Origin of the sequence: Kribbella sp. CA-294648, from assembly GCF_050943845.1 — a bacterium.
GTDB lineage: Bacteria > Actinomycetota > Actinomycetes > Propionibacteriales > Kribbellaceae > Kribbella.
The window spans coordinates 7,188,123-7,211,248 of sequence record NZ_CP191981.1; the positions used below are offsets into that span (position 1 = coordinate 7,188,123).

The following is a 23,126-nucleotide window of genomic DNA, read 5'->3' on the forward strand; positions in this document are numbered from 1 at the left end:
CAAATTCCGGCGCGGGGCACTAGTGCCCAGCACCGGCGATTGCGGCGAACTGCTCGATGCCGAGCATCTCGCCGCGCAGGGTCGGGTCGATGCCGGCCGTGGCGAGGATGGCGTCGAGGCGTTCGCGGTCGGGCATCCAGCGCGCCAGGGCCGAGCGGACCGTCTTGCGGCGTTGCGAGAAGGCCGCCTCGATGACGGCGAAGACCTCTTGGCGGGTGGCGACAGTTGCCGGTGGCTCACGCCGGGTGAAGGCAACCAATCCGGAATCGACGTTCGGGGCCGGCCAGAAGACGTTGCGGCCGATGGGGCCGGCGCGGCGGACATCGGCGTACCAGGCGGCCTTGGCGGACGGGATGCCGTACGTGCGCGACCCAGGCGGCGCCGCCAGCCGGTCAGCCACCTCGGACTGGACCATCACCAGCCCGTGCCGTAGCGACGGCGAGATGGCCAGTAGATGCAGCAGAACCGGTACTGCGACGTTGTACGGCAGGTTCGCGACACACGAGTCAGGCTCACCGATGTCGGCCGGTCCGACGTTCATCGCGTCGGCCTCGACCACGGTCAGCCGGGCGGCCTGGTTCGGCGCGTACTCCGCGATCGTGGCGGGCAGCGCACCGGCCAGCACCGGGTCGATCTCGACCGCGGTCACCCGGTGGCCCTCGGCAAGCAATGCCAGCGTCAGCGAACCGAGCCCTGGACCCACCTCCAGCACCGTCTCGCCCTCCGCCGACAGCTCGGCGGCCCGGACGATGCGGCGGACCGTGTTCGGGTCGATGACGAAGTTCTGGCCGCGCTGCTTGGTCGGGCGCACCCCGAGCCGGGCAGCCAGTGAACGCACTTCCGCCGGACCGAGAAGCCTCGGTCCGGCGGAAGTGGATGAATCAGCGCTGGTCACAAGCGCCAGTCTGGCAGAGAAGCCTCAGGATCAAGCCCTCTTGCCACAGTGCGGCCAGTCACCGTAGCCGCCGCGGGCCGCGCGCACCTTCTCGGCGATCGCGATCTGCTGCGCCTTGGACGCCAGGTGCGCGTTCGGGGCGTACTTCGTACCGCCGTAGGCCGCCCAGGTGCCACTGCTGAACTGCAGGCCGCCGTAGTACCCGTTGCCGGTGTTGGTCGCCCAGTTGCCGCCCGACTCGCACTCGGCGATCCGGTCCCAGGCGCTGGTGTTGCCGGTGGCCGGCTCTTCGTCGGCCGCGGGGGGTGTTGCGGGCTCTTCCGGCTTCGGCTTGGTGCCGACCGTGACGAGCTCGTCGACGGGCTTGGTGACCACGCTGCTGGAGACCAGCTTCTTGGTCGCCAGCTTGCCGTCCAGGTACGTCAGCAGGTACTTGACCGACTTGGAGCCGGCCACGCCCTTCGTGGTGGTCTTGGTCTCGCCCTCTTCGAGCGTCGCCGACTTGGTCTCCACCTTGTCGAAGGCGATGGCCTGCTTCTCGGTGAGAGTGCGGGTGTCGACCTTGACCACGACGACCTTGGTCACGCTGCCCGGCTTGAGGGCGGTGGTCGCGGCCGGGACGATCCGGTCGTTGGAGTCGAACGGGATCTTGGCGCTGGTCAGCGCCTCACCCACGGTCGCTGCCATCGACTTGACCGCGACGGCCTTGCCCAGCCGGACGATCTGCAGGGTCTTGGGGGTGCGAACGGTCAGCTCCAGGCCTTCGCGCCCGATCGGCGCGCTCCGGCTGGTGGAGAAGACGGCACCGTCATAGCGGAGGCCCAGGTCGGTCATCGCCTCGCTGAGGCTGTCCGCCGTGGTCCAGAAGGTCTTCTTCGAGCCATCCGCGGTGACGGTCAGCTGGCGGCCGTACTGCACCGCGATCTCCTGCCCGTCCTGCAGCTTGGCATCCAGCGCAGGGGCCACCAGGTCACGCTCGCCGACCTGGATCTTCTTCGCTTTGAGGGCGTCCCCGACGGTGGAGCCGAAGGTGTGGACCTGCTGCACCTGGCCGTCGATCGAGAGGCTCACGGTCTTGCTCTTGGTCGCATAGGCCACAGAGCCGCCCACGACGGCAAACACGGCCGTGGCGCCCACAGCCGCGATGATGGACTTACGCACTAACGCTCCCAGGTAGAGCTACCCGGGCACGGGGTGAGGCGGCACTGGCGCAAGGCCGCGTATGCCGGGTACAGGGCCCGGAAACCACGGTCCTCCGCCGAGGGGCGTGCCACCCGGAACCTTCCCCGATCCCGGCCAACATCACGAGACAGTAACGAACAAGTGCCGCAAGCGCCAATCCACTGGTCGGCGAGTCGCAAAAAGGTGTAACGGGCCCATCACCCGTCGTGACGGCCCCAGTGCCCGCGATGCACGACTTCGGCAGTACTGCGACGCCCACGCTTCAGCGATGGCGACCGCTTGTCGGGGGCCCGGTAGCCGACCGAGATGACCCCCACCGGATCGAACCCGGCCGGTACGCCGAACTCCTCCTTGAGCCGCTCCACTTTTTCCGCCGGCGGCCCGAAAAGGCAAGCACCCAAGCCTTCGTCGACCACCGTCTGCAACATCAGCAGAGCCGCCATCCCGGTGTCGATGTACCAGTACGGCGCCGTCCAGTGTTTCTCGTCCCGGTCGGTCCAGCCCTTGTCCGGCGCGGTGTACCGGTCGAGGTACGCGTCCTTGTGGGCGAACGCGAAGATCAGCAGCGGAGCCCGCCGCAGCCCTGTGATCCACTCCACATATTTCTCGTCCGGATCCTCGGCCGCGATCCGCCAGTACCGCTCCCGGTCGTCCCCTTCGAGGGTTAGGAACGCCCAGCCCTGGCTGAACCCGCCTGACGGCGCGTGCAGCCCGTTCTCCAGGATCCGCTCCCGGATCTCGGCCGGCACCGGCCGGTCGGGGTCGTAGTTGCGCACCATCCGCCGGCGCCGGACGACCTCGCTGAACTCCATTACCAGGACCCGCCGAACGCCCGGTCGGAGTTGTCCGACAGCGCCTGGCACAGCTCGGCGACCGAGATGTTCAGGACCCCGGCCATCTTCCGGACCGTGTGCGGGATCAGGTACGACGCGTTCGGCTGCCCGCGATGCGGCATCGGCGTCAGGTACGGCGCGTCCGTCTCGACCAGGACCCGGTCCAGCGGTGTCACGGCCAGCGCGTCCCGCAGCGACTGGGCATTTTTGAACGTGATCACCCCGGCGAAGCTCAGGAACGCTCCACGGTTGACGCACTCGCGGGCGAACTCGGTGTCGCCGGAGAAGCAGTGCATCACCAGCCGGTCCGGCACGCCTTCGCGGTCCAGGATGGCCAGGATGTCGTCGTGCGCGTCCCGGTCGTGGATCATCAGCGTCTTGTCCAGCCGCTTGGCCAGCTCGATGTGCGCCGCGAACGACGCGTGCTGCGCGGCCCGGCCATCCTCGCCGGTCCGGAAGTAGTCCAGGCCGGTCTCGCCGATCACCCGGACCTTCTCCGACGAGGAGGCGAGCCGCTCGATCTCGGCCAGCGCGCTGTCCAGCTCACCGGCCGCGGCCAGCTTCGGCGCCTCGTTCGGGTGCAGGGCGACGCCGGCGATCAGGTTCGGGTACTGCTCGGCGGCCTCGACCGCCCAGACCGCGCCGGGCAGGTCGCAGCCGACCTGGACGATCCGGGTCACCCCGACGGACGCGGCCAGCTTGATCGCCTCGGCGGCGGCCAGCCAGTTGCCGTCCTCGCCGTCGGCGATGTCCAGGTGGCAGTGCGCGTCGACCACACTCATCGGCAACTGGTCCGGCACCGCGGGCCGGCTGCGATCCCGCGAGCGGCCGTCCTCCCCGATGGCAGCACGTTCCCGGGTCGGACGATCGACCTCCACACCGTCGGTAGACATGAGGAACAGCCTACTGACCGGAGCCGACAACGCCGTACGGGTTATCGGAGGCGGTAGATGCGGATGTCCTGGTTGCGGTAGATCTCGGTGGCGAGCTGTTCCAGTTTCGGGGAGACCGGGCCGGCTCGCAGGTCGCCGATGACCAAGGTGATGCCGAAGTCGCCGGCCAGTTTCGCCAGGTGCTGCTCGGACGGCTTCTCGACCGCGATCCGGCTGTCCAGCACGCGATCGGGCCACGGCGACTGCTGGAGCAGGAAGCTGCGCCGATGATCGGTGGCCGCCAGGTTCGCCGGCGCGTAGGCCCAGCCACCGATCCACAGCTGCACACCACTCAGCCCGGTCATCCAGTACGCGTCGTTGGGGCACCCCGGCCGGTACGGCGCCGGCATGCAGAACACGTTGCTGACGGCCACATCATTGGGCTCGAGATGCTTGCGCAGCCAGAGCATCGCGCTCTGCTCTTCCTTGGTCAGGTACGTCCGCCACTCGATGTTCGGCGGCGGCAACGGCCTGGCCGCATCCCGCACCGCATCCCCGAGCACGATGAACTGCACCGGCAGACTCGCCGCCACCATCAGCACAATCACCTGTACTGCGGCCGATGCGGCCTGCCGTGTCCGGTTGATCCCCACGATCGCGATCGCCCCGACCACCGCCAGCACGCCGAACGGCGCCAGCAACCCGGCCGCGGCGCGCGCCACCGTGTGGGTCCCGGTGTCGGTCGGCCAGAGGAGATAGGTCGCCGTCGCGGTGAGCAGCCCAGCAACCGCAACCACGACGAGCTCGCGCGGCCGCGTCTGCCCAGGCTGCATCTGCCCAGAAAGGTTGACGCCAACGGCAACCACTCCGACCATCCCGAGCGCCAGGATCGCGCCCAGGAAGTGGTACTCCGAATAGCCCGTGTGCGAGAAGATCAGCGTCACGCCAGTGCCGGCCATGACACAGCCACCGATCCACCAGTACGCCGGATCGCGGCGTACCGGGGACATCTTCAACCCCAGCAGCGTCAGCAACCGGACCGCGTTGACCACAAGGTAATAGGCCACCAGCACAACGGCGAACAGGATCATCCGGGCATCGCCGTACTCCAGCGACGGCAGCACCCAGTTGCCCGTGGCCGGGTAGGTCTTGTCGCCAGTGACGGCCTGGTAGTACGGCTGGACGCGAAGCGCCGCGAGGAACTGGAACCGGCTGCCGCCCGTACTGCCGGTCAACGCGAACGACGACGCCAGCAGGAACGCAGCCGCCACCCCAGCCAACGCGGCCGTCCGCCACGGCGCCTGGCGCTCCACAACCCAGGCGCAGGTACCGGCGAAGAGGCAACCGACCACCATGATCGGGAGTAGCGTCGGCTTCGTCCCGGTCGCCAGCGCGAGCATCAGCACCATCGCGGTCCAGACACCCGGACCCGCCTGGCGTCGCAGGATCAGCACGGTCGGACCGACCAACCCCAGCATCACGACCCCGGCCATAGTGCCCGTCGGCCCCTGCACCACCTGCGCCGCCGACATGTTGGCAGTAGGAGTGTCGACCAACTGGATGGCGCCCGGCAGTACGCCGGCGAGAGCACCCGCCAGCGGTGCGGCCCAGGCTCGCTGGCTCAGCGCCTCGCCAGCGGCCCAGCCGGCCAGGACCAGAGTGAGCAGCATCGTGAGCGGCCACTCGTGGATGAGCACCTGCGGCGGCCGCACATCGGCCATGACCGAACCGCTGGCCATCGAGGCGGTCGCGAACCAGTGGTAGATCAGCGGCTCGCCCAGCACCCAGGGGTCGGCAGGCGTCACGTCACGCAGCAACTGCTGGACCAGCCCGAGCTGGTACCAGATGTCCTGGTGTCGCGTCGCTGCGATCGGCGGCAGCGGGACAGGTCGCAGGATGACCACCACAGTCCGCACCATGGCCAGCAAGAGGCTGGCCACGAGCAGGATGTGCCACCAGTGAGGCGGCGACGGGCTGGTGCCGCGCCAGGCGAGATGCGGCCGCAGCGTCTTGCTGGCGGCGAAGACCACCAGCAAGCCGGCGACGAAGGCCCACTGCAGCAGCGGGACGCCGAGCGCAGTACAGATTCCCCAGACTGCCAGCTGCCAGGCTAGGCCGAGGACAGCTCCGAATCCGAGGTCCTGGGTCAACGATCGGCCGCCGGCCAGGGCGCGCCACAGCAGTGTGCCGGGCAGCAGGACGGCGATCAGCCAGGTGAGGATCCAGCGGACACTCTCACCGGTCGAGTCGCCGATCCGGACCAGCAGCAGCACCGCACTGACCGGCACCAGCAGCCACCACCCGAGCAGCCCGATGCCGGGCAGTGACCGAGTGATTACTGTCGGATTCGTCCCCGTCATCCGGTAATGATGACGCCTACCCGGGGGCTAGTTGTTCTCGGCTGCCTCTTTCACGCCCTTGACGAGCATCTCCCACATGCCGCGGGAGTGGTCCGCCTCCTCCTGGCTGCCGTTGTTGTCCTGGCTCAACTTGAGGTGCGTCCTGGTGCCGTCGCCGGTCAGCTCGTAGGTGAGGGTGTGGTAGTTCTCCGGTTCGTCGGGCTGACCGCTCAGCGGGCTGTAGTGGGTCACCTTGAGCAGGCGTCCCGTCTCCACCGCGAGGATCTCGCCCTTGTCGGTGTACTTCTTGCCCTCGTACTCGCCCTGCCAGGTGATCGGACTGCCCTGCTGCCAGTCGGTCTGCACGTCGGCCCCGAACATGAACTTCCTGACCTGCTCAGGATCGGTCAGCACGTCCCAGACCTGCTCGGGCGACGCCTCGATCTCGGTCTCCGCGGTGGCCACATAGTCGGCCATGATGTCCAACTCCCATCGATCTGCTCTCCTCCGACCGTACGACCACCCGCCGCCACCGTCTTGTAGAAAGGCGTCACCGCAGCCGGATCGTGCAGGAACTCAGCAAGCTCGGCGATATCGGCAGGGCCGCTGGGCTGGCTAGGTTGCGACTCGTTCCGCTCGACGACCCAGGAGCAGCCGATGCCCAGGAAGTCCCGACTCAGCGCCATGATCGCCTTGGTGGGCGCGGTGTTGACCACCACTCTCGTCGTACCGACAGAAGCCGTCGCCGCTCCCATTCCCGTCCAGGTCCTCAGCCTGACCGACCTGCACGGGTACTTGTCCGAGACCGAGAACCTGACCATCGCCGGCCCGTCGGGCAGCCTCGCCGTCGGCGGCGCGGCGTACCTGAAGGCGCATCTGGACAAGCTCCGGACCGGGCAGCCGAACAGCTTCATGGTCGGGTCGGGTGACCAGTTCAGCGGCTGGCCCGACTACACCCAGGCGTTCGCGAACGAGCCGACGATCGAGGTGCTGAACGCGTTCGGGATGGACTTCGATGTCGCGGGCAACCACGAGTTCGATCGAGAGCTGCCGTTCCTGCGGCGGATGGTGTCGGGTGAGTGCTACGGCAAGCCCGGCTTCGACAGCTGCTTCACCGACTCGACCGGGCGCCCGTTCCAGGGCACCGACTACGGCTATCACGCGGCCAACGTGGTGGACGCCGCCTCGAAACAGCCGGTCCTTCCGCCGTACTGGATCGCGCAGGCCGGGACGGCGCGGGTCGGCTTCATCGGGGTGACCTTCCCCGGTACGCCGCACGAGACGCTGTCCATCGCGCAGTCCGGGCTGGAGTTCCAGGGGCTGGTCGACGGGACGAACCGGGCCGCGGCCGAGCTCAAGGCGCAGGGTGTGAACGCGATCGTGGTCAGCATGCACGAGGGCGGTCAGCAGGGCGGGCTGTTCAACGAGTGCAAGAACCCGACCGGGCCGATCTTCGACGCCGCTCGGGCGATCTCCCCCGACGTCGACGTGATCCTCGGCGGCCACTGGCACACCGCCTTCAACTGCATGATCCCCGACCCGAACGGCGTACCGCGGCCTGTCCTGGAGGCCTCCAACCACGGCCGGTTGCTCGGCGAGGTCAACCTGTCGCTCGCCCCGGCGACCGGTGAGGTGATCCGCTCGGCGACCACCGCCACCAACCACGCTGTGACCAAGGACCTCACGCCCGACGCCGGCGTCCAGAAGATCGTGAAGTACTGGATGGACAAGTGGGCCGTCCGGCAGACCCAGCCGTTGGCCAAGCTCGACCGCGACCTCGACTTCTCCAAGACCGCGGAGAGCCGCACCGGCAACCTGGTCGCGGACCTCTACCGCTCGGAGGCCGCGCACACCGCCCACGGTGGCGCCGACCTCGCGCTCGTACCGGCCGACCTGGGCATCGACGTGATCGCGACCGGACTCAAGGCCGGCACGGTCCGGTACGGCGATGCGTGGCCGGTGGCCGGCATCTCGCCCATCACCACACTGTCGCTCAAGGGCTCGACCATCGAGCAGCTCCTCGAGCAGCAATGGATCCCACCGGCGTACGGGTGCCGGCGGCTGTCCTCGCTCGCCGTCTCCGATCAGGTCCGGTACTCCTACGATCTCGGCAAGCCGGTGGGTCAGCGGGTCGATCCGGCGAAGGTGTTCATCCGCGGCAAACGGTTGGAACTGGGCAAGACGTATCGCGTGACCACCAGCGCGGCGATGCCGTTGCACGGGGCGCAGTACGGGTATCCGGGTTTCCAGCAGTACACGGATCTCATCCGGGCACCGCGAATGGGCCAGGAGGTCTTCCTGAACTACTTGCGAAGCCGCCAGTCGATCACGGCTCCCGCACTCGGCAGGGTGACGGCGATCCCGGGTACGCCGCCACCGGTCGACGGTCCGTTCGGGCCGCTGAACCTTTTGCCGCAAAGCGAGATGACCGCCACCGCGACGAGTCAGGGGTCGCCCGCCTACAGTGCCGCGGCCGCGCTCGACGGCAGTTGCACCACGATGTGGCACTCCAACTGGAGTCCGCATGCGCCGTTGCCGCAGTACATCACTCTCGACCTCAAGCAGACCCGCTCGATCGAGGCGCTCGTCTACACGCCACGCCAGGACGCAGCGGTGCCGAACGGCCGGATCTCGAAGTACGACGTCCAGGTGAGCGCCGACGGCAACCTCTGGCAATCAGTTGCCACCGGCAACTGGGATGGCACGGTCGACGCCAAGATCGCCCGCTTCCCAGCCGGTACGACGGCCCGCTACGTCCGTCTGATCGGCCTCGAAGGCGGCGCGAACTACGCGGCCGCCACCGAACTCAATATTGCTCTAACTCCGGGCTCCTGACCTTCTGGCGGTACTTGGTCGGCGACAGGCCGAAGCGCTGGCCGAACTGCCGACTGAAGTAGTGCGGGGACTCGAAGCCCACCGCGCGGGCGATCTGCGCGACGGACATGTCGGTCGCGCCGAGCAGCTCGGAGGCGCGCTGGAGCCGTAGCCCGACGACGACGTTCATGATCGAGTCGCCCACCTGTTCCTTGAACAGGTGGGCGAGCCTCGAGACGGAGACCTGGGCAAGCCCGGCCAGGCTCGTCAGCGTGTACGGGCGGGACGGGTCGGAGGTGACCGCGTCCAGCACCAGCTGCACCCGCGAGTCGAGCTGACGGGTGTCCTTGCGCAGGCTGCTCGTCGCGATCAGCAGGACTTCCTCGATGCCGTTCATCGTCAGCTGGACGGCGAGGTTCTTCTCCAGCAGATGCAACTCGGTGTCACCCGTCGGTGACAGACCGGCCAGCTGCGCATCCCTGTGCAGCCTGGCGAACGCGGACACCAGACGGTCGGTCTCGGACGGCCTGGTGAGCCGCACGTAGGACAGACCGGGCATTGCTTGCGGCAACGACCACCAGGCGTGCCACTCCCGCCGCGGCTGGAAGTGCGCCCACCAGGTCTCCCAGTAGGTGCCGACCGTGCCGTAGTCGTGCTCGGTCCCCGGGCTGACCAGCACCAGGTCGCCGTGGCGCAGCGTGAGTCTGTCGCCCGCGATCTGGAACTGCCCCGTGCCGCCGGCGGTGTAGAGCAGGTACCAACTGCCGACGCCGCCCGGCCGGACCACCCGGTAGTCGCCACCGCTGTGGAAGTGGCCGGTCACCAGTTTGCTCGGCGGCGGGATCTCGCTGTAGAGCTCGATCAGGACCTGAGTAGCAAGATCGTGCTCAAAATCAGCAGGCTCTGTCATAGTGCACCCTTCGCGCGGGTCCCTAGATTACCCACACAGCAGCAAGATCCTGTATCCCCAGAATCGAGGATCCCCGTGGGTTTCGTCCCCGTCACCGAACTCCCCGCCGATGCCACCACCCTGGTCTTCGAACACGGCTGGCAGTCCTGGAGCCCCTCCGGCTGGTACCCGCTCAGCGCGCAGCCACCGCGGCCCACCGCTGCGAACCACCACGTCATGGCCTATCGGCCCGGGGCGGCCCAGCCGATGGCTGGGTCTGCCGAAGCCGGCCTGGCCCGCTTCCAGGGCGAGGGCCTGCTCGCCGTTGCCAATGGCAACGATGTGACCGTGATCGGCGCCACCTCCCCAGACCTGGTGCCATCGATCCGGTGCGAGGTGCACGGCGACCGGCTCGTCGTTTCCGCCGACGGCGAGGTGTCGGTTGCCACCGGCACCTACGCCAACCCGAACACGGCGCTGGCCGACTGGGCCGACGGGTTCTCGGCGGCGCGCGGGTCGCTCGACCACGCGGTACGGGTGTTCGGGCCGTCGTGGTGCAGTTGGTACGCGTACTGGGGCAAGGTCACCGAGCGGGACGTGATGGCCGAGGTGCGGCAGTTCGACGAGCACGATCTGAGCGTCGATCTCGTGCTGCTCGACGAGGGCTACCAGGCGGAGATCGGCGACTGGCTGACTCCGCGCGAAGACTTCGGCTCGACGGTCCGGCTGGCCGCCGACATCCGCTCCGGCGGCCGGCGAGCCGGCATCTGGGTCGCGCCGTTCCTGGTCGGCAGCAAGAGCGAGACCGCGCGGTTGCATCCCGAGTGGCTCGTGCCCGGCATTACCGCCGGTACCAACTGGGGCCAGGAGCAACTTGTCCTCGACGTCACCCATCCCGGCGCCGCCCGACATCTCCAGGACGTCTTCACCGAGCTGTGCCGCCAGGGCTACGACCACTTCAAACTCGACTTCCTGTACGCCGGCGCCATCGAAGGCCGACGGCACGAACAGCTCGACGGCATCGCGGCGTACCGGCACGGTCTGCGTCTGCTCCGCCAGGCGGTCGGGCCGAACCGCATCCTGCACGGCTGCGGCGCCCCGATCCTGCCGAGCCTCGGACTGGTCGACTGCATGCGGATCTCCCCCGACACCGACCCGCTGGTCGACCCGCCCTCAGGTGACATCAGCCAACCCGGTCAGCGGGGCGCGCGGTCCACCTCGATCGCTCGCGAGTTCCTGCACGGCCGCTGGTGGGCCAACGATTCCGACTGCCTGATCGTGCGGCCCGACGTGCAGGAACGCGAGCTGTGGGCGGCTCACATCGAGGCCGCGCCCGGCCTGCGGATGTCCAGCGATCCGATCGGCGAACTCGACCAGTGGGGGCTCGACCGCACCCGGGAACTGCTCACCCCGAGCTCGCCCCGGCCCCATCCCCTCAAGGAACCGTCGCTGAGGGATCCCGATGCTTAAACCCGCACCCCGCCGCAGCCGCGGGTCCCAACGGCAACGGCAGACCTTAGCCGGTTACGCCCTGCTCGCTCCGAGCATGGTCGGCGTCCTCGGCTTCCTGCTCGCACCGGTGCTGATCGTCATCGTGCTCAGCCTCTTCGACTGGAAGTTGCTGTCCACCCCCGAATTCATCGGCCTGGCCAACTACCGCGACCTGCTCGGCGACTCCGACGTCTGGCACTCCTTCCTCGTCACCCTGTACTACGTCCTGATCTGCGTCCCCGGTACGACGATCCTGTCTCTGCTGCTGTCTTTGTTGGTCAACCGGAAACTTCGCGGGATGAAGTACTTCCGCGCGTTGCTGGTGATCCCGTGGATGGCGACGCCGGTGGCGATGGGCCTGGTCTGGACGTGGATCTTCGATCCGGGCCGCGGCGCGCTGAACCAGTTCCTCGCGGTCTTCGGCGTCGAGGGTCCGGCCTGGCTGTCCTCGTCGCTGCTGGCGATGCCGAGTGTCGCGGCGGTGCACATCTGGCAGTTCGCCGGCTACAACATGCTGTTCTTCCTGGCCGGGTTGCAGAACATCCCCGCCTCGTTGCGCGAGGCATCGTCACTGGACGGTGCCTCACCGGCCGCGCACTTCTTCGCCGTCACGCTCCCGCTGCTGCGGCCGACCATGCTGTTCGTGCTGATCACCAACGTGATCGGCTCGTTCCAGGCGTTCGACACGATCTTCGTGATGACCGAGGGCGGCCCCGGCAACAGCACCGAGGTGGCCACCTACCTGATCTACGACGAGGCGTTCCGCAAGTACGACTTCGGCTACGCCTCGACCATCTCGGTGCTGCTCTTCGTGGTGATCCTGGTCGTCACGATCTCCCAGTTCGTCTACTTCGAGCGTCGCACGACGTACGACTTCTCCTGAGGTGGTGTCGATGTCGAGATTCCGGATCCTGCCGTACGGCGTCCTGGTGGCCGGCTGCGTGTTCGCGATCTTCCCCTACTACCTGACCCTGCTGACCGCCTTCAAGGGCCCTGGGCAACTATTCGCCACCGCGCCGTGGGAGCCCGGCCGGCCACCCAGCACGGCGGCTTTCGACCGGCTGTTCGGGTCCGGGTTCGGTGGCTATCTGGTCAACACCATCGCGGTCACCGTGGGCATCACGGTCGGGCAGCTGGTGTTCGCAGTACTGGCTGCTTATGCGTTCGCGCGGTTGTCGTTCCCGGGCCGGGACACCTTGTTCTGGGTCTATTTGTCGACTCTGATGGTGCCGCCGGTGGTGACGATGATCCCGCTCTACCTGATGATGCAGCGGCTCGGGCTGGTCGACACCTGGGCCGGCCTGATGCTGCCGACGATGCTCGGGACGCCGTACGCGATCTTCCTGCTCCGGCAGTTCTTCCGGACCATCCCGGCCGACCTGGAAGACGCGGCCCGGATCGACGGCGCCGGGCGGGTCCGGACGCTGCTGTCGATCGTGTTGCCACTGTCCAAACCGATCCTGGTCACCGTCACCACGTTGGCCGTGGTCGCCAACTGGAACAGCTTCCTGTGGCCACTCATCATCACGAGCAGCGAGGACAAGCGGCTGCTCTCGGTCGGCATCGCGTTGTTCAAGAGCGAGATCGGCGTCGACTACAACGCCGTGATGGCCGGCAGCCTGATCGCGCTGGCTCCCCTGCTGGTGTTGTTCATCTTCTTCCAGCGCTTCATCGTCCGCTCGGTCGCTGTTACCGGGCTCAAGTAATTCGGAGGCATGATGTCCACTCCCCTGTCACGACGGACTGTGTTGCTCGGTGCGGCTGGTCTGCTCGGCGGCCTGACTGCCTGCGGCTCGTCCAACGACAAAGCAAGCAGCGGCGGCAAGACCGAACTCGTCTACCGATTGTGGGACGAGCAGCAGGAAGTCGGCTACAAAAAGGTCTTCGAAGCCTTCACCGCCGAGAACCCCGACATCACCGTCCGGATGGAGGTGCTGCCCTGGGACCAGTACTGGACCAAGCTCACCACCGAGCTGGCCAGTGGCAAGGCGCCCGATGTCTTCTGGCTGACCGTCGAGAACTTCCCCGACCTGGCCGGCAAGGGTGTGCTCGCGCCGCTGGACGACGTGATCGCGAAGGCCGGGCTCAAGCTCGACTCGTACCACCCGAACGTGGTCCAGTCGTACAAGTTCGAGGACAAGCAGCTCGGGATGCCGAAGGACCTCGGCGTGGTCGGCCTGCTCTACAACAAGAATCTGGTCGCCAAGGCCGGGATCACCATGCCCACCGAGCTCACCTGGGCACCGGACGGCTCGGGCAACTTCCTCGAGATCGCCCGCAAGCTGACGGTCGGTGACAAGCAGTGGGGCTTCTGCTCCTGGAACCACAGCCAGACGCAGTGGCTGAACTGGATCGCCTCCAACGGCGGCAAGGCGATGGACAAGCCGTACGGCGCCTTCGACTTCGCCGGCCCGAAGTCGGTCGAGGCACTGCAATGGGCGCGGGACCTGATCTTCAAGTGGAAGGTCTCGCCCGACGGCACCCGGACCAACCCGCCGACCGGGCAGGCGACCGAGATGTTCTACCGCGGTGAGGTCGCGATGTTCCCGGCCAACAACGCGTTGCTGCCGTACGCGTTGCCCGAGGTGAAGTTCCCGATCGGGGTCGCCGCGCTGCCGGCCGGACCGTCCGGGCGGACGGTGGTCATCAACGGGCTGGCCGAGGTGATGTTCGCGAAGACCAAGCACCCCGACGAGGCCGGCAAGCTGATCGCCTTCCTCGGCTCGGAGAAGGCGCAGAAGCTGATGGGCGACGCGGGCTACATCATCCCCGCCCTGAACGACGCGGGCGCCGGCTACGCGGCGTACTGGAAGAAGAAGAACATCGACGTGCAGCCGTTCCTCGACTCGGCGGCCGGCAGCACGGTGAACATGCCGATCGCCGAGGGCTGGACGGCGAAGGTTGCCGAGATCAACAAGACCGCGAACGAGCTGTACCTGAACAAGACCGGCGTGCCCAGTATCGCGGCCGCCATGGACAAGATCGGGAACAAGAAATGAAAGAGCTGCTCGACTCCACCCCCGTCGCCGACGACGCAGCGGTACTCCGCGAACGCCTCGCCACCGAGGGGTACCTGTTCTTTCGCGGCCTGCTGCCGGCGGCGGTGATCGACGACGTACGGAACCAGATCGCCCAGATTCTCGCCGACAGCGACTGGCTCGCGCCTGGGTCGTCGCCCGAGGACTTGCTTGCCTCGGGCCGGGCAGTCGAGGAAGGTTCACCCGGGTTCTTCGGCGCCTACACCGCGATCCAGAGCACGGAGGCCTTTCATGCACTGGCGATCCGGCCCGAGTTGCTGGGGCTGGCGGAGCGGTTGCTGGGCGAGGAGGCGTTCGCGCACCCGGCGCACATCTGCCGGATCGCGCCGCCGTCGCCGGGGGCCAACCCGACGCCGATCCACCAGGACTACCGCTTCATCCAGGGCGACATCGACACGTTGACGACGTGGTTGCCACTGAGTGACGCGCCACCCGAGATCGGCGGGCTTCGCGTCTTCGCCGGATCGCCGCGGCTCGGCGTACTGCCGGTGAAGGCGTCGGACGGACCCGGGATGATGCGAGCCGAGGCCGATGAGAACCACCCCGAGTGGCGGACCACGTCGTACCGGCCGGGTGACGTGCTGCTGTTCGGCAGCCTGACCGTGCACGGGGCGATGCCGAACATGACGCGGCAACTCCGGTTGTCCGCCGACTTCCGCTACCAAGCGGTCAGCGCCCCGATGGCAGTCGACGCCCTCGGCACGGGGAAGCCGCACTACCACCCCGATGTGCCGGACTTCCCCACCCTGACCCGCGGCTGGACCTCGACAGCAAGCATCGAGATCCCGGCCGGGGTGAACTTCGTCGAACGCTTCGACCCCCGCCTGGACGACGTCCCCACGCCCCCTTCCCGCTTCGCCTACAGCTAGACGACCTAACGCGCCTGTCGGTACGACGACTCGGTCGACTGGGGAGGGAAGTAGTCCAGATCGGGGGTAAGACCCACCCCGGTCCTGGACAAAACCCTCCCGAAACGGTTCAGCAGCCTGAGCGATGACCGGCGGATCTCACGCTCACGGAACCGACCTCGGGACACAATGCCAACCCCAACCCAATTCGCAACAGGCTCTACAACCGGCCAGCCGGCCAATAGCGGTGCCCTGCCGACGCCGACGCCGGCCGGGCACCGCAGTCTGGGCTAGGCCTCGGGGTCTGCCAGGCGGGGGAAGAGCGACTCGCCCTTGACCAGGACGGAGCCGACGGGGAGTTGGCCCCAGGTGCCTGCGTCCTGGATGCGCTGGTCCGCGAGCGGGCCGAGCTTGGCTTCGGCACCCAAGAGGGTCCAGAGCTTGGCGGCGGTCTTCGGCATCGTCGGGTTGTGCAGTACCGCGACAGCGCGCAGTACCTCGGCCGAGGTGTACAGGATGGTGGCGAGGCGGGCCTTCTGCGACTCGTCCTTCGCGACCTTCCACGGCTCCTGCTCGGAGACGTAGCCGTTGACCGCGCCGACCAGGTCGTTGATCGCCGCCAGCGCGTCGTGGAACGCGAGGGTGTTGATCGCCTCGTCCGCCTTGGTGGCCGCCTCGGCGAGCTGGTCGGCGAGCGCCTGCTCGGCCGGGCCGTGGTCGGCGGGCTCGGGCAGTTCGCCGTCGAAGTACTTGTTCACCATCGCCGCGATCCGGCTGGCCAGGTTGCCGAGGCCGTTCGCCAGCTCGGAGGTGTACACCGCGTTCAGGTGCTCCCAGGAGAACGAGCCGTCCGAACCGAACTGGATCGTGCGCAGGAAGTAGTACCGGAACGCGTCCGAGCCGAAGTGGTCGGTGATCTCCTTCGGCGCGATCGCGGTCAGCTTCGATTTGCTCATCTTCTCGCCGCCGACCAGCAGCCAGCCGTGCGCGAAGACCTGCTTCGGTACTGCGACCTCGGCAGCCATCAGCATGGCCGGCCAGATCACCGCGTGGAACCGCAGGATGTCCTTGCCGACCAGGTGCACGTCGACCGGCCAGAGCTCCTCGAAGCGCTCCGGGTCGGTGCCGTAGCCCGCAGCGGTGACGTAGTTGAGCAGCGCGTCGATCCACACGTAGAGGACGTGGTCCTCGTCCCACGGAACCGGGATGCCCCAGTCGAAGGTCGAGCGGGTGATCGACAGGTCCTGCAAGCCCTGCTTCACGAACGAGATGACCTCGTTGCGGGCACTGGCCGGCGCGACGAAGTCCGGCTGCGACTCGTACAGCTCGATCAGCCGGTCGGCGTACGCGGACAGCCGGAAGAAGTAGTTGGTCTCCGAGACCGTCTCCAGCTCGGTGCCGTGGATCATGCACCGCTGGGTGCCGTCCTCGTCGGTCCTGATGTCGGCGGGAAGCTTGAACTCCTCGCACCCGACGCAGTACAGGCCCTCGTACTCGCCCTTGTAGACGTCACCCTTGTCGTAGAGGGTCTGCCAGAAGTCGCGGACCCGCTCGGTGTGCCGCTTCTCGGTGGTCCGGATGAAGTCGTCGTAGTCGATGTCGACATCGACCCAAGCCGGCTTCCAGGACTCCTCGACCAGCTTGTCCGTCCACTCCTGCGGCGTCATGCCCTGCGCCTGGGCGCTGCGCATCACCTTCTCGCCATGCTCGTCAGTACCCGTCAGGTACCACTTGCGCTCGCCCCGCTGGGCGTGCCAACGGGTCAGGACGTCCCCGGCCACCGTCGTGTAGGCACTACCGATGTGCGGCGGCGCCGTGACGTAGTAGATCGGGGTGGTGAGGTAAAAGGCCTTCTCGGACATGCCCTCAAGGGTAGTGCTCGGGCTGAGGGCGATTTACCAGACCCTCAGGCGAGGATCCGGCCCCCGTGGTAGCTCAACCGGTACGCCGTAGTCCCGTCCGCGCTCTCGATCCGCTCACCCCCTTCGAACCGATCGACGGTCCCCTGGCTCTCGTCGACGTACACCCAGTCGTCCTGCCGGTACGAGAACCCGCCGAGGAACCTGCCCTCGGCGTACATCGCGCTCAGTGCTCGTTTGATGACCCGCCCAGCCCCGGCCGCATCGAGCACGCCCGGCTCGAGGAGGAAGCCGTAGTAGTTCATCCCCCAGATCGGCGTCGACCCCACGCGGACGACCTCCTGGCCGAGGAAGTCGGCGCCACCCAGGTAGCTGTCGCAGTACTCGAGGTCGCCGTCGGTGAACCGCAGTTCGCCGTCGCCGACGTAGCTCGCGGCCTTGGCGCGGACGATGAAGGCTTCGAGTTCCTCGCTGGTGATCATCCCTTTGATCTACCAGGCGGCGCCGACAGTATTACTTGGGTGGGCGGGCGGCCAGTACTGCGTCGTACACGGTGCGTTTCGGTACGCCGAAGCGCTTGGCGACGTCGGCGATGGCCTGTTTGCGGGGGGTGCCGGCCTCTTCGTCGGCGGCCACCTCGGCGGCCAGCTCCTCGGGACCGAGTTCGCGGGCGGACGGGTCGGCGCCGGCCACCACGATGGTGATCTCGCCGCGGACCCCGTCGGCGGCCCACTCGGCCAGCTCGGCGGCGGTCCCGCGCTTGACCTCCTCGTACGTCTTGGTGAGCTCGCGGCAGACCGCAGTACGGCGATCCTTGCCGAGCGCCTCGGCGAGATCCTTGAGCGAGGCGGCCAGCCGGTGCGGCGCCTCGAAGAAGATCATCGTGCGCTGCTCCCGCGCGAGCTCGGCGAACCGCTTCGCGCGCTCCCCCGACTTCCGCGGCAGGAACCCCTCGAAGGTGAACCGATCCACCGGCAACCCACTCAACGCCAGCGCGGTCAGTACGGCGGACGGCCCCGGTACGGCGGTCACCTGGATCCCCGCCTCGATCGCGGCCGCCACCAATCGATACCCCGGATCCGACACGCTGGGCATCCCCGCATCGGTCACCACAGCAACCGTTTGCCCCTCAAGCAACGCCTGAACCAACTCATCGGTCCGCTGCCGCTCGTTCCCCTCGAAGAAACTGGTCACCCGCCCGGTGACAACAATCCCCAACTCACTCGTCAACCGCTTCAACCGCCGAGTATCCTCCGCGGCCACCACATCAACTTCCCCCAAAACCCTCCGCAACCGCCCCGAAGCATCCGAAAAGTCCCCAATAGGAGTCCCCACCAACACCAATCGCCCGCTCACGGCAGCAGAGTGAACGCATCGACATGCCGAGGCCGGACAACACTGAAGTGACGCCTGTCCAAGGTCGCAATCTCCTGCAGCTCCAGCTGCTCCGCGAGAGCGACCACCGACGCGTCGACGAAACCCAGCGGCAGGTCGGCGTACTGGCCGATCAAGTCAGCGGCACGGTCGAGCCCGGAACTCGTGACCGGCGCGATGACGAAGTCACCAGCGGCCAGCGAGCGAGCGAACGCTTCTTCCGACTTGGCGCCGTTCTCGCGGGCAAGCAGGTAGCACACCTCTGTCACCACAAACGGCGGGACGATCAGCCGCTCGTTGGCCAGCCTCAGGGACGTGAACAGGTCGACGCAGCGGCGGTGGTTGGTGTCGGTGCTGATTGCTGCGGCGACCAGCGGGCCGGTGTCGACGACGATCACCGGGAATTGCGTCCGAGCTCGGCCTGAAGAATGTCCTCGTGGTTCTCGGACAGGTCGGGGCGGCTTCCCTCGATCGACCCGAACCAGGCCGGCGGCCAGGCGCCACTCGGCTGCGGACGCTCAGCGCCGGCCTCGGCCTGCAGCTTCAGGAGCCGGAGTTCCGGCAGGAGATCTGCGGCAGCGCTGTCCGACAGCGAGTCGATCAGCGCGTGGAGCTCTTCCTTCGGCGTCCTCATGGTCATGAGTCTAGAAGGTCCGGCGAACGTTTCCGTGGTTATCCACAGCCCGTCGGCAACACCCGGGGAGGAGCGGGGAGGCGCTGGTACCTCCGGCTCCGTACGATGGCCAGCGTGACTGCCGTGATCGAGGACGACACCGCGAAGCCGGCCGAGGTGCCCGGGGCGGGTGCCGAGGTGCGTGAGACGCTCGGGCGGGACGTGCTCGGAAGACGGTTGCCGCCGCTCAAGGAGCGGTTGTACCCGCCGATGCCGAAGGAGTTCGAGGGCGGCTGGATCGCGACCCTGGCGATCACGGCGTTCGCGGCGATCCTGCGGTTCTGGAACCTCGGCAACCCGGTCAAGTTCGTCTTCGACGAGACGTACTACGCCAAGGACGCGTACTCGCTGCTGAAGTTCGGCTACGCCCGGCAGTTCATCGACAAGCCGGAGGGAGCCGCCGACAAGGCGATCCTGTCCGGCAACCTGGACGTCTTCAAGGACACCCCGAGCCTGACCGTGCACCCCGAGGTCGGCAAGTGGATGATCGCGGCCGGTGAGCACCTGTTCGGGATGAACAGCTTCGGCTGGCGCTTCATGCCCGCGCTGTTCGGCACGCTGACCGTGCTGCTGGTGATCCGGACTGTCCGCCGGATGTCCCGCTCGACCCTGATCGGCTGCATCGCCGGTCTGCTGCTCGCCGTCGACGGCCTGCACTTCGTGATGTCCCGGGTCGCCCTGCTCGACGTCTTCCTGGCGTTCTGGCTGGTCGCCGCGATCTCCTGCCTGGTCGCGGACCGCGACTGGACCCGCCGCCGGCACGCCAACTCGCTCGAGCACCGTGACGGCAGCCGCAAGATCGGCCGCTGGCTGCTCATCCGGCCGTGGCGGATCGCCGCCGGCGTCTGCTTCGGCCTGGCGCTGGGCACCAAGTGGTCCGCGATCTGGGTGATGGCCGCGTTCGGCATCCTCGTGTTCGCCTGGGACGTCGGCGCCCGCCGTGCGCTCGGCGCCAAGCGCCCGCTGCTCAAGTCCGTCTTCGTCGACGGCCTGCCCGCGTTTCTCAGCATCGTGCTGGTCGCGATCGTCACCTACACCGCGACCTGGACCGGCTGGCTCCTGCACGACAACGCCTACGGCCACGACTACGCCTCGAAGAACCCCGCGCACGGCGTGATGAAGGTGGTTCCGGACGACTTCCGTTCGCTGATCCACTACCACCAGGAACTGCTCGACTTCCACACCGGCGACTACATCAAGAAGGCCACCCACCCGTACTCGTCGCACCCGGCCGGCTGGCCGATCGTCGCCCGCCCGATCGGCTTCGACGCGGTCAACGACATCAAGCCCGGCACGAACGGCTGCACGGCCCAGCCCCCCACGAACTGCCTCTCGGTCATCTCAGCCGTCGGTACGCCGCTGCTGTGGTGGGCCGGCGCGCTCGCCCTGCTCGCCTCGCTGGTCTACTGGATCGCCCAGCGCGACTGGCGGTTCGGCGTACCGATCATCGCGTTCGCAACCTGCTGGGCACCCTGGTTCGCCTTCGACGACCGGCCGATCTTCTTCTTCTACGCAGTCACGATGATCCCGTTCACCGTGATGGCACTGGCCCTGGTCCTCGGCAAGATCCTCGGCCCGGCCCGGCAGCCCGACCTGCCGTCCACCCCCCGCCGGCTGGTCGGCAGCGCGGTCGTCGGCGCCTTCGTCGTCCTGGTCGTCCTCAACTTCGCCTACATCTGGCCGATCCTGACCGACCAGGTCCTCCCCCACCCCGACTGGCTCAGCCGCATGTGGTTCAAGTCCTGGATCTGACCGCCGGCCGCTGAAAGCTCAGTGGCCGAGGCTGTGAGGGCCGCCGTGGCCGCCGTGGCCGCCTTGGTTCTTGAAGCGTTTCTTGTGGCGTTTCGAGCTGACCTGGCCGCCGACTCCGCCGAAGAGGGCCAGGCCCTTGACGATGACGACCGGGGCGTTCGGGTCGGGGTTGTCGCCGCCGCGGGCGCCGAAGCCGCCGAAGATGCCGAAGCCCTCGTTGCGGACCTCGACGGCGTCGGGAACGGTGAGGTCGATGCCACCGAAGATGGCGAACGCCCAGATCGTCACCTCGCGGCCCTCGAACACGGCATCCGTCATGTCCAGGTCGTAGCCGCCGAAGATGCACAGCGCGTTGGTCCGCCGACGCACCCGCCAGCGGCCCTGTCGCTCACCGCCGCCGAAGATGCCGACCACGCGGTCGAAGCTGTCGGCCGGGTTGGCCGGCTCCTCGATCGGTACCGGGCTGTTCGACGGCGCGGCCGCCGCGGCGCGCACCGGCTGGAACGGCTGACCCGGTACGGCGAGGTCCTGGGTGATCGGCTCGAGCTCCCCCAGCGTGCGAGCCTGCAGCGTCTGCTCCAGCCGCTCGGCGTGCTCGTCCTGCGTCAGCCGGCCGGACATCAACGCGTCGCGCAGTACCTCGACCACCTGGTCCCGATCGGTGTCGGAGGCCCGCAGGTGCGCGTGCGGGTTGGACGGCTCCGGCAAGTTCTCCATAACCGCGAACGATAGCCCTCCACACCGGTCAGCCGGAATGAATTCCGCACCGATCCAGGGTCGCGATCCCACACCTCAGGGCCACACCGGGGAATCCCCCGACCCGGCATGGCCCCAGGGCGTCAACGGGACGGGCGCAGCAGCGGATTCGGCCGGTACGCCGTGAACGCGGGCGGCCGTACCGCGTCCGAGTTGGTGGCGAAGTCGTAGACCTTGCTCCACGACTCACCGAGCGCGGCAGCCTTCGCATTGAGGTGAGCCGGCGCGGTCGAAGGCCAGCGTCCGCTCTCGATCCGGGTCAGCAACGTCTCCAGGGCAACAGCCTCCTCGGCGATGCTGAACGCACAGTGGGTCGCCCGTGCCGCGAAGAGTTGCCGCAACTTGCCGGTGTCCCCGTTCCGGCGCACCTGTCCGGCGTACCAGCGCTCGTGATCGGCGACGGCCAGATCCACGGTGTTGTGCAGCGTCACGACCGGTGACGGCGTCGTGCCACGCGGTACGGCGTAGCGCAGCATCCATTGCCTGGCGGCCGGATCCGGGCTGATCCGCGGTGCCTTCGCGAGCCGCGCGAGGTCTTTCCCGAGATCAAGCCCGGCCTCCCGGTACGCCTTGCGAACCAACTCGAGCTGATCCGACTTGGCCAACTGCCGCGCGTAGTCCACGCCGACGTTGTGCGACGGATTGCCACCCGCATGCGCGGCGAGATCGGCCTGCCCGACGGCCCCGAAGACGCTGGCCGCACCCATCAGGTGGAGCTGGTACTGCGCCCGGATCTGCCCCTCGACCGATGCGGGCTTCGGGTCGTGCGCGGAGTTCCACCCGGTCACGTTCCCGAAGGCACTGGCCAACGCGATCCGCGCCCGCCCCTGCGCCGTCTCGACCTGTTCGGTGAGCAGCTTCTGCATCCGCAGGTCGCTGCCCTTCGGGTCCTTCGCGTTGACCAGTTCGATGTCGTCGGCACCCGGCGCGAGCAGGGTCTTGAGCGCGAAGTTGATGTCCAGCGACATGTTCCACTGCCCGTGTACGTCGGTCGGCGCACACATCGCGACCACACCGTCGATCCTGCTCGGGTGCTTCTCGGCCAGCAGCAGCGAGATCGCCCCGCCACCCGACGATCCGGTCGCCACGGTCCGGCGCGGCTTCCCGACGTGCTTCTCGAACCAGTTCAGTACGCCGACCTGGTCATCCACTGCCTCCTTCATCACGAACCCGGTCCGGCCTTTGAAGTCCGAGGCGGCCAGCGCATAGCCCTGTTCGAGGAAGTACGCCTCGCTGTCGACCCGGTTGCCGTAGCCGGGCGGGAACTCGGGCATTCCGTCGGGGTAGTACGGGTGGCTGTAGAGCAGCAGCGTCCCGTTCCACCGCTCCGGCATCTCCACCTTGTACTTCGCGCCGTCGATGGTGCCCTCGTACGTATGGCGACCTGGGTTCGGCCATTCGACGGTGGCGGCCGCAGTACTGGGCAAATGCGCTGCTGACCAGTGCGGTGCTCAATGCGACGGCGGCGACGGCTTTGGTGACTCGCTTCATCGTTCCTGCTCCTTGGTCGT

General features: G+C 67.8%; 21 protein-coding genes. 7 read left to right on the top strand and 14 right to left on the bottom strand.

Annotated elements, in window-relative coordinates; all coding sequences use genetic code 11:
• Positions 1 to 19: 19 nt before the first annotated feature.
• The 6 genes from rsmA to ACQPYM_RS34120 form a co-directional block, all read right to left on the bottom strand.
• Positions 20 to 838, bottom strand: coding sequence for a 16S rRNA (adenine(1518)-N(6)/adenine(1519)-N(6))-dimethyltransferase RsmA (gene rsmA, locus ACQPYM_RS34095; protein ID WP_433008815.1), 819 nt, complete (start codon positions 836 to 838; stop codon positions 20 to 22).
• 87 nt (positions 839 to 925) lie between these two features.
• Positions 926 to 2,056: a transglycosylase family protein gene (locus ACQPYM_RS34100; RefSeq protein ID WP_433008818.1), complete on the bottom strand. Its 1,131-nt coding sequence runs from the start codon at positions 2,054 to 2,056 to the stop codon at positions 926 to 928.
• A gap of 218 nt (positions 2,057 to 2,274) precedes the next feature.
• Complete coding sequence (locus ACQPYM_RS34105) at positions 2,275 to 2,889, bottom strand: nitroreductase family protein (RefSeq protein ID WP_433008820.1); 615 nt, start codon at positions 2,887 to 2,889, stop codon at positions 2,275 to 2,277.
• Positions 2,889 to 3,803: a TatD family hydrolase gene (locus ACQPYM_RS34110; protein WP_433008823.1), complete on the bottom strand. Its 915-nt coding sequence runs from the start codon at positions 3,801 to 3,803 to the stop codon at positions 2,889 to 2,891. The genes ACQPYM_RS34105 and ACQPYM_RS34110 overlap by 1 nt, the downstream gene beginning before the upstream one ends.
• Positions 3,804 to 3,844: 41 nt before the next feature.
• On the bottom strand, positions 3,845 to 6,142 hold the full coding sequence (locus ACQPYM_RS34115; protein WP_433008826.1) for a hypothetical protein: 2,298 nt from the start codon (positions 6,140 to 6,142) through the stop codon (positions 3,845 to 3,847).
• 27 nt (positions 6,143 to 6,169) lie between these two features.
• Positions 6,170 to 6,598, bottom strand: a complete 429-nt coding sequence (locus ACQPYM_RS34120; RefSeq protein ID WP_433008829.1) for an SRPBCC domain-containing protein — start codon at positions 6,596 to 6,598, stop codon at positions 6,170 to 6,172.
• A 180-nt stretch (positions 6,599 to 6,778) separates the two neighbouring features.
• On the opposite strand from ACQPYM_RS34120, the gene ACQPYM_RS34125 reads away from it, so the two are divergent.
• Complete coding sequence (locus ACQPYM_RS34125; protein WP_433008832.1) at positions 6,779 to 8,956, top strand: discoidin domain-containing protein; 2,178 nt, start codon at positions 6,779 to 6,781, stop codon at positions 8,954 to 8,956.
• On the opposite strand, the gene ACQPYM_RS34130 is transcribed toward ACQPYM_RS34125, so the two are convergent.
• Entirely contained in the window at positions 8,928 to 9,845 is a 918-nt protein-coding gene (locus ACQPYM_RS34130; RefSeq protein WP_433008835.1) for a helix-turn-helix domain-containing protein, read from the bottom strand. The genes ACQPYM_RS34125 and ACQPYM_RS34130 overlap by 29 nt on opposite strands.
• Before the next feature lie 75 nt (positions 9,846 to 9,920).
• Here ACQPYM_RS34130 and ACQPYM_RS34135 point away from each other — a divergent pair, with 75 nt between their 5' ends.
• Genes ACQPYM_RS34135 through ACQPYM_RS34155 form a run of 5 tightly spaced genes read left to right on the top strand, consistent with a single transcriptional unit; the run spans position 9,921 to position 15,222 of the window.
• Complete coding sequence (locus tag ACQPYM_RS34135; protein WP_433008838.1) at positions 9,921 to 11,294, top strand: glycoside hydrolase family 36 protein; 1,374 nt, start codon at positions 9,921 to 9,923, stop codon at positions 11,292 to 11,294.
• Positions 11,287 to 12,198: a carbohydrate ABC transporter permease gene (locus tag ACQPYM_RS34140; protein WP_433008841.1), complete on the top strand. Its 912-nt coding sequence runs from the start codon at positions 11,287 to 11,289 to the stop codon at positions 12,196 to 12,198. Before ACQPYM_RS34135 ends, ACQPYM_RS34140 begins: the two co-directional genes overlap by 8 nt.
• 10 nt (positions 12,199 to 12,208) lie before the next feature.
• Positions 12,209 to 13,021, top strand: a complete 813-nt coding sequence (locus ACQPYM_RS34145; RefSeq protein WP_433008844.1) for a carbohydrate ABC transporter permease — start codon at positions 12,209 to 12,211, stop codon at positions 13,019 to 13,021.
• A gap of 12 nt (positions 13,022 to 13,033) precedes the next feature.
• On the top strand, positions 13,034 to 14,314 hold the full coding sequence (locus ACQPYM_RS34150; RefSeq protein WP_433008847.1) for an ABC transporter substrate-binding protein: 1,281 nt from the start codon (positions 13,034 to 13,036) through the stop codon (positions 14,312 to 14,314).
• Complete coding sequence (locus tag ACQPYM_RS34155) at positions 14,311 to 15,222, top strand: phytanoyl-CoA dioxygenase family protein (protein ID WP_433008850.1); 912 nt, start codon at positions 14,311 to 14,313, stop codon at positions 15,220 to 15,222. The genes ACQPYM_RS34150 and ACQPYM_RS34155 overlap by 4 nt, the downstream gene beginning before the upstream one ends.
• Positions 15,223 to 15,491: 269 nt before the next feature.
• On the opposite strand, the gene metG is transcribed toward ACQPYM_RS34155, so the two are convergent.
• The 5 genes from metG to ACQPYM_RS34180 are packed head-to-tail and all read right to left on the bottom strand — an operon-like array spanning position 15,492 to position 19,068.
• Complete coding sequence (gene metG / locus ACQPYM_RS34160) at positions 15,492 to 17,063, bottom strand: methionine--tRNA ligase (RefSeq protein WP_433008852.1); 1,572 nt, start codon at positions 17,061 to 17,063, stop codon at positions 15,492 to 15,494.
• A 44-nt stretch (positions 17,064 to 17,107) separates the two neighbouring features.
• Positions 17,108 to 17,542, bottom strand: coding sequence for a DUF5680 domain-containing protein (locus ACQPYM_RS34165; protein ID WP_433008854.1), 435 nt, complete (start codon positions 17,540 to 17,542; stop codon positions 17,108 to 17,110).
• Between the two features lie 31 nt (positions 17,543 to 17,573).
• Complete coding sequence (gene rsmI / locus ACQPYM_RS34170) at positions 17,574 to 18,404, bottom strand: 16S rRNA (cytidine(1402)-2'-O)-methyltransferase (RefSeq protein WP_433023448.1); 831 nt, start codon at positions 18,402 to 18,404, stop codon at positions 17,574 to 17,576.
• An 8-nt stretch (positions 18,405 to 18,412) separates the two neighbouring features.
• Complete coding sequence (locus ACQPYM_RS34175) at positions 18,413 to 18,832, bottom strand: type II toxin-antitoxin system VapC family toxin (protein WP_433008857.1); 420 nt, start codon at positions 18,830 to 18,832, stop codon at positions 18,413 to 18,415.
• Positions 18,829 to 19,068 (bottom strand): hypothetical protein, encoded by a 240-nt coding sequence (locus ACQPYM_RS34180; protein WP_433008860.1) that lies wholly within the window; start codon positions 19,066 to 19,068, stop codon positions 18,829 to 18,831. Before ACQPYM_RS34180 ends, ACQPYM_RS34175 begins: the two co-directional genes overlap by 4 nt.
• 105 nt (positions 19,069 to 19,173) lie before the next feature.
• Here ACQPYM_RS34180 and ACQPYM_RS34185 point away from each other — a divergent pair, with 105 nt between their 5' ends.
• Positions 19,174 to 20,859, top strand: coding sequence for a dolichyl-phosphate-mannose--protein mannosyltransferase (locus ACQPYM_RS34185; protein WP_433008863.1), 1,686 nt, complete (start codon positions 19,174 to 19,176; stop codon positions 20,857 to 20,859).
• 18 nt (positions 20,860 to 20,877) lie between these two features.
• On the opposite strand, the gene ACQPYM_RS34190 is transcribed toward ACQPYM_RS34185, so the two are convergent.
• Both ACQPYM_RS34190 and ACQPYM_RS34195 read right to left on the bottom strand, forming a co-directional pair.
• On the bottom strand, positions 20,878 to 21,576 hold the full coding sequence (locus tag ACQPYM_RS34190; protein WP_433008865.1) for a DUF1707 SHOCT-like domain-containing protein: 699 nt from the start codon (positions 21,574 to 21,576) through the stop codon (positions 20,878 to 20,880).
• 122 nt (positions 21,577 to 21,698) lie between these two features.
• On the bottom strand, positions 21,699 to 23,042 hold the full coding sequence (locus ACQPYM_RS34195) for an alpha/beta hydrolase family protein (RefSeq protein ID WP_433008868.1): 1,344 nt from the start codon (positions 23,040 to 23,042) through the stop codon (positions 21,699 to 21,701).
• Between the last annotated feature and the right edge of the window lie 84 nt (positions 23,043 to 23,126).

What these genes read in the sequence shown, in the direction of transcription:
- ACQPYM_RS34105 (WP_433008820.1), bottom strand. Translation starts at nt 2,889, where the DNA reads ATGGAGTTCAGCGAGGTCGTCCGGCGCCGGCGGATGGTGCGCAACTAC.
- ACQPYM_RS34110 (WP_433008823.1), bottom strand. Translation starts at nt 3,803, where the DNA reads ATGTCTACCGACGGTGTGGAGGTCGATCGTCCGACCCGGGAACGTGCT.
- ACQPYM_RS34115 (WP_433008826.1), bottom strand. Translation starts at nt 6,142, where the DNA reads ATGACGGGGACGAATCCGACAGTAATCACTCGGTCACTGCCCGGCATC.
- ACQPYM_RS34120 (WP_433008829.1), bottom strand. Translation starts at nt 6,598, where the DNA reads ATGGCCGACTATGTGGCCACCGCGGAGACCGAGATCGAGGCGTCGCCC.
- ACQPYM_RS34125 (WP_433008832.1), top strand. Translation starts at nt 6,779, where the DNA reads ATGCCCAGGAAGTCCCGACTCAGCGCCATGATCGCCTTGGTGGGCGCG.
- ACQPYM_RS34130 (WP_433008835.1), bottom strand. Translation starts at nt 9,845, where the DNA reads ATGACAGAGCCTGCTGATTTTGAGCACGATCTTGCTACTCAGGTCCTG.
- ACQPYM_RS34140 (WP_433008841.1), top strand. Translation starts at nt 11,287, where the DNA reads ATGCTTAAACCCGCACCCCGCCGCAGCCGCGGGTCCCAACGGCAACGG.
- ACQPYM_RS34145 (WP_433008844.1), top strand. Translation starts at nt 12,209, where the DNA reads ATGTCGAGATTCCGGATCCTGCCGTACGGCGTCCTGGTGGCCGGCTGC.
- ACQPYM_RS34150 (WP_433008847.1), top strand. Translation starts at nt 13,034, where the DNA reads ATGTCCACTCCCCTGTCACGACGGACTGTGTTGCTCGGTGCGGCTGGT.
- ACQPYM_RS34155 (WP_433008850.1), top strand. Translation starts at nt 14,311, where the DNA reads ATGAAAGAGCTGCTCGACTCCACCCCCGTCGCCGACGACGCAGCGGTA.
- metG (WP_433008852.1), bottom strand. Translation starts at nt 17,063, where the DNA reads ATGTCCGAGAAGGCCTTTTACCTCACCACCCCGATCTACTACGTCACG.
- ACQPYM_RS34165 (WP_433008854.1), bottom strand. Translation starts at nt 17,542, where the DNA reads ATGATCACCAGCGAGGAACTCGAAGCCTTCATCGTCCGCGCCAAGGCC.
- ACQPYM_RS34180 (WP_433008860.1), bottom strand. Translation starts at nt 19,068, where the DNA reads ATGAGGACGCCGAAGGAAGAGCTCCACGCGCTGATCGACTCGCTGTCG.
- ACQPYM_RS34185 (WP_433008863.1), top strand. Translation starts at nt 19,174, where the DNA reads ATGGCCAGCGTGACTGCCGTGATCGAGGACGACACCGCGAAGCCGGCC.
- ACQPYM_RS34190 (WP_433008865.1), bottom strand. Translation starts at nt 21,576, where the DNA reads ATGGAGAACTTGCCGGAGCCGTCCAACCCGCACGCGCACCTGCGGGCC.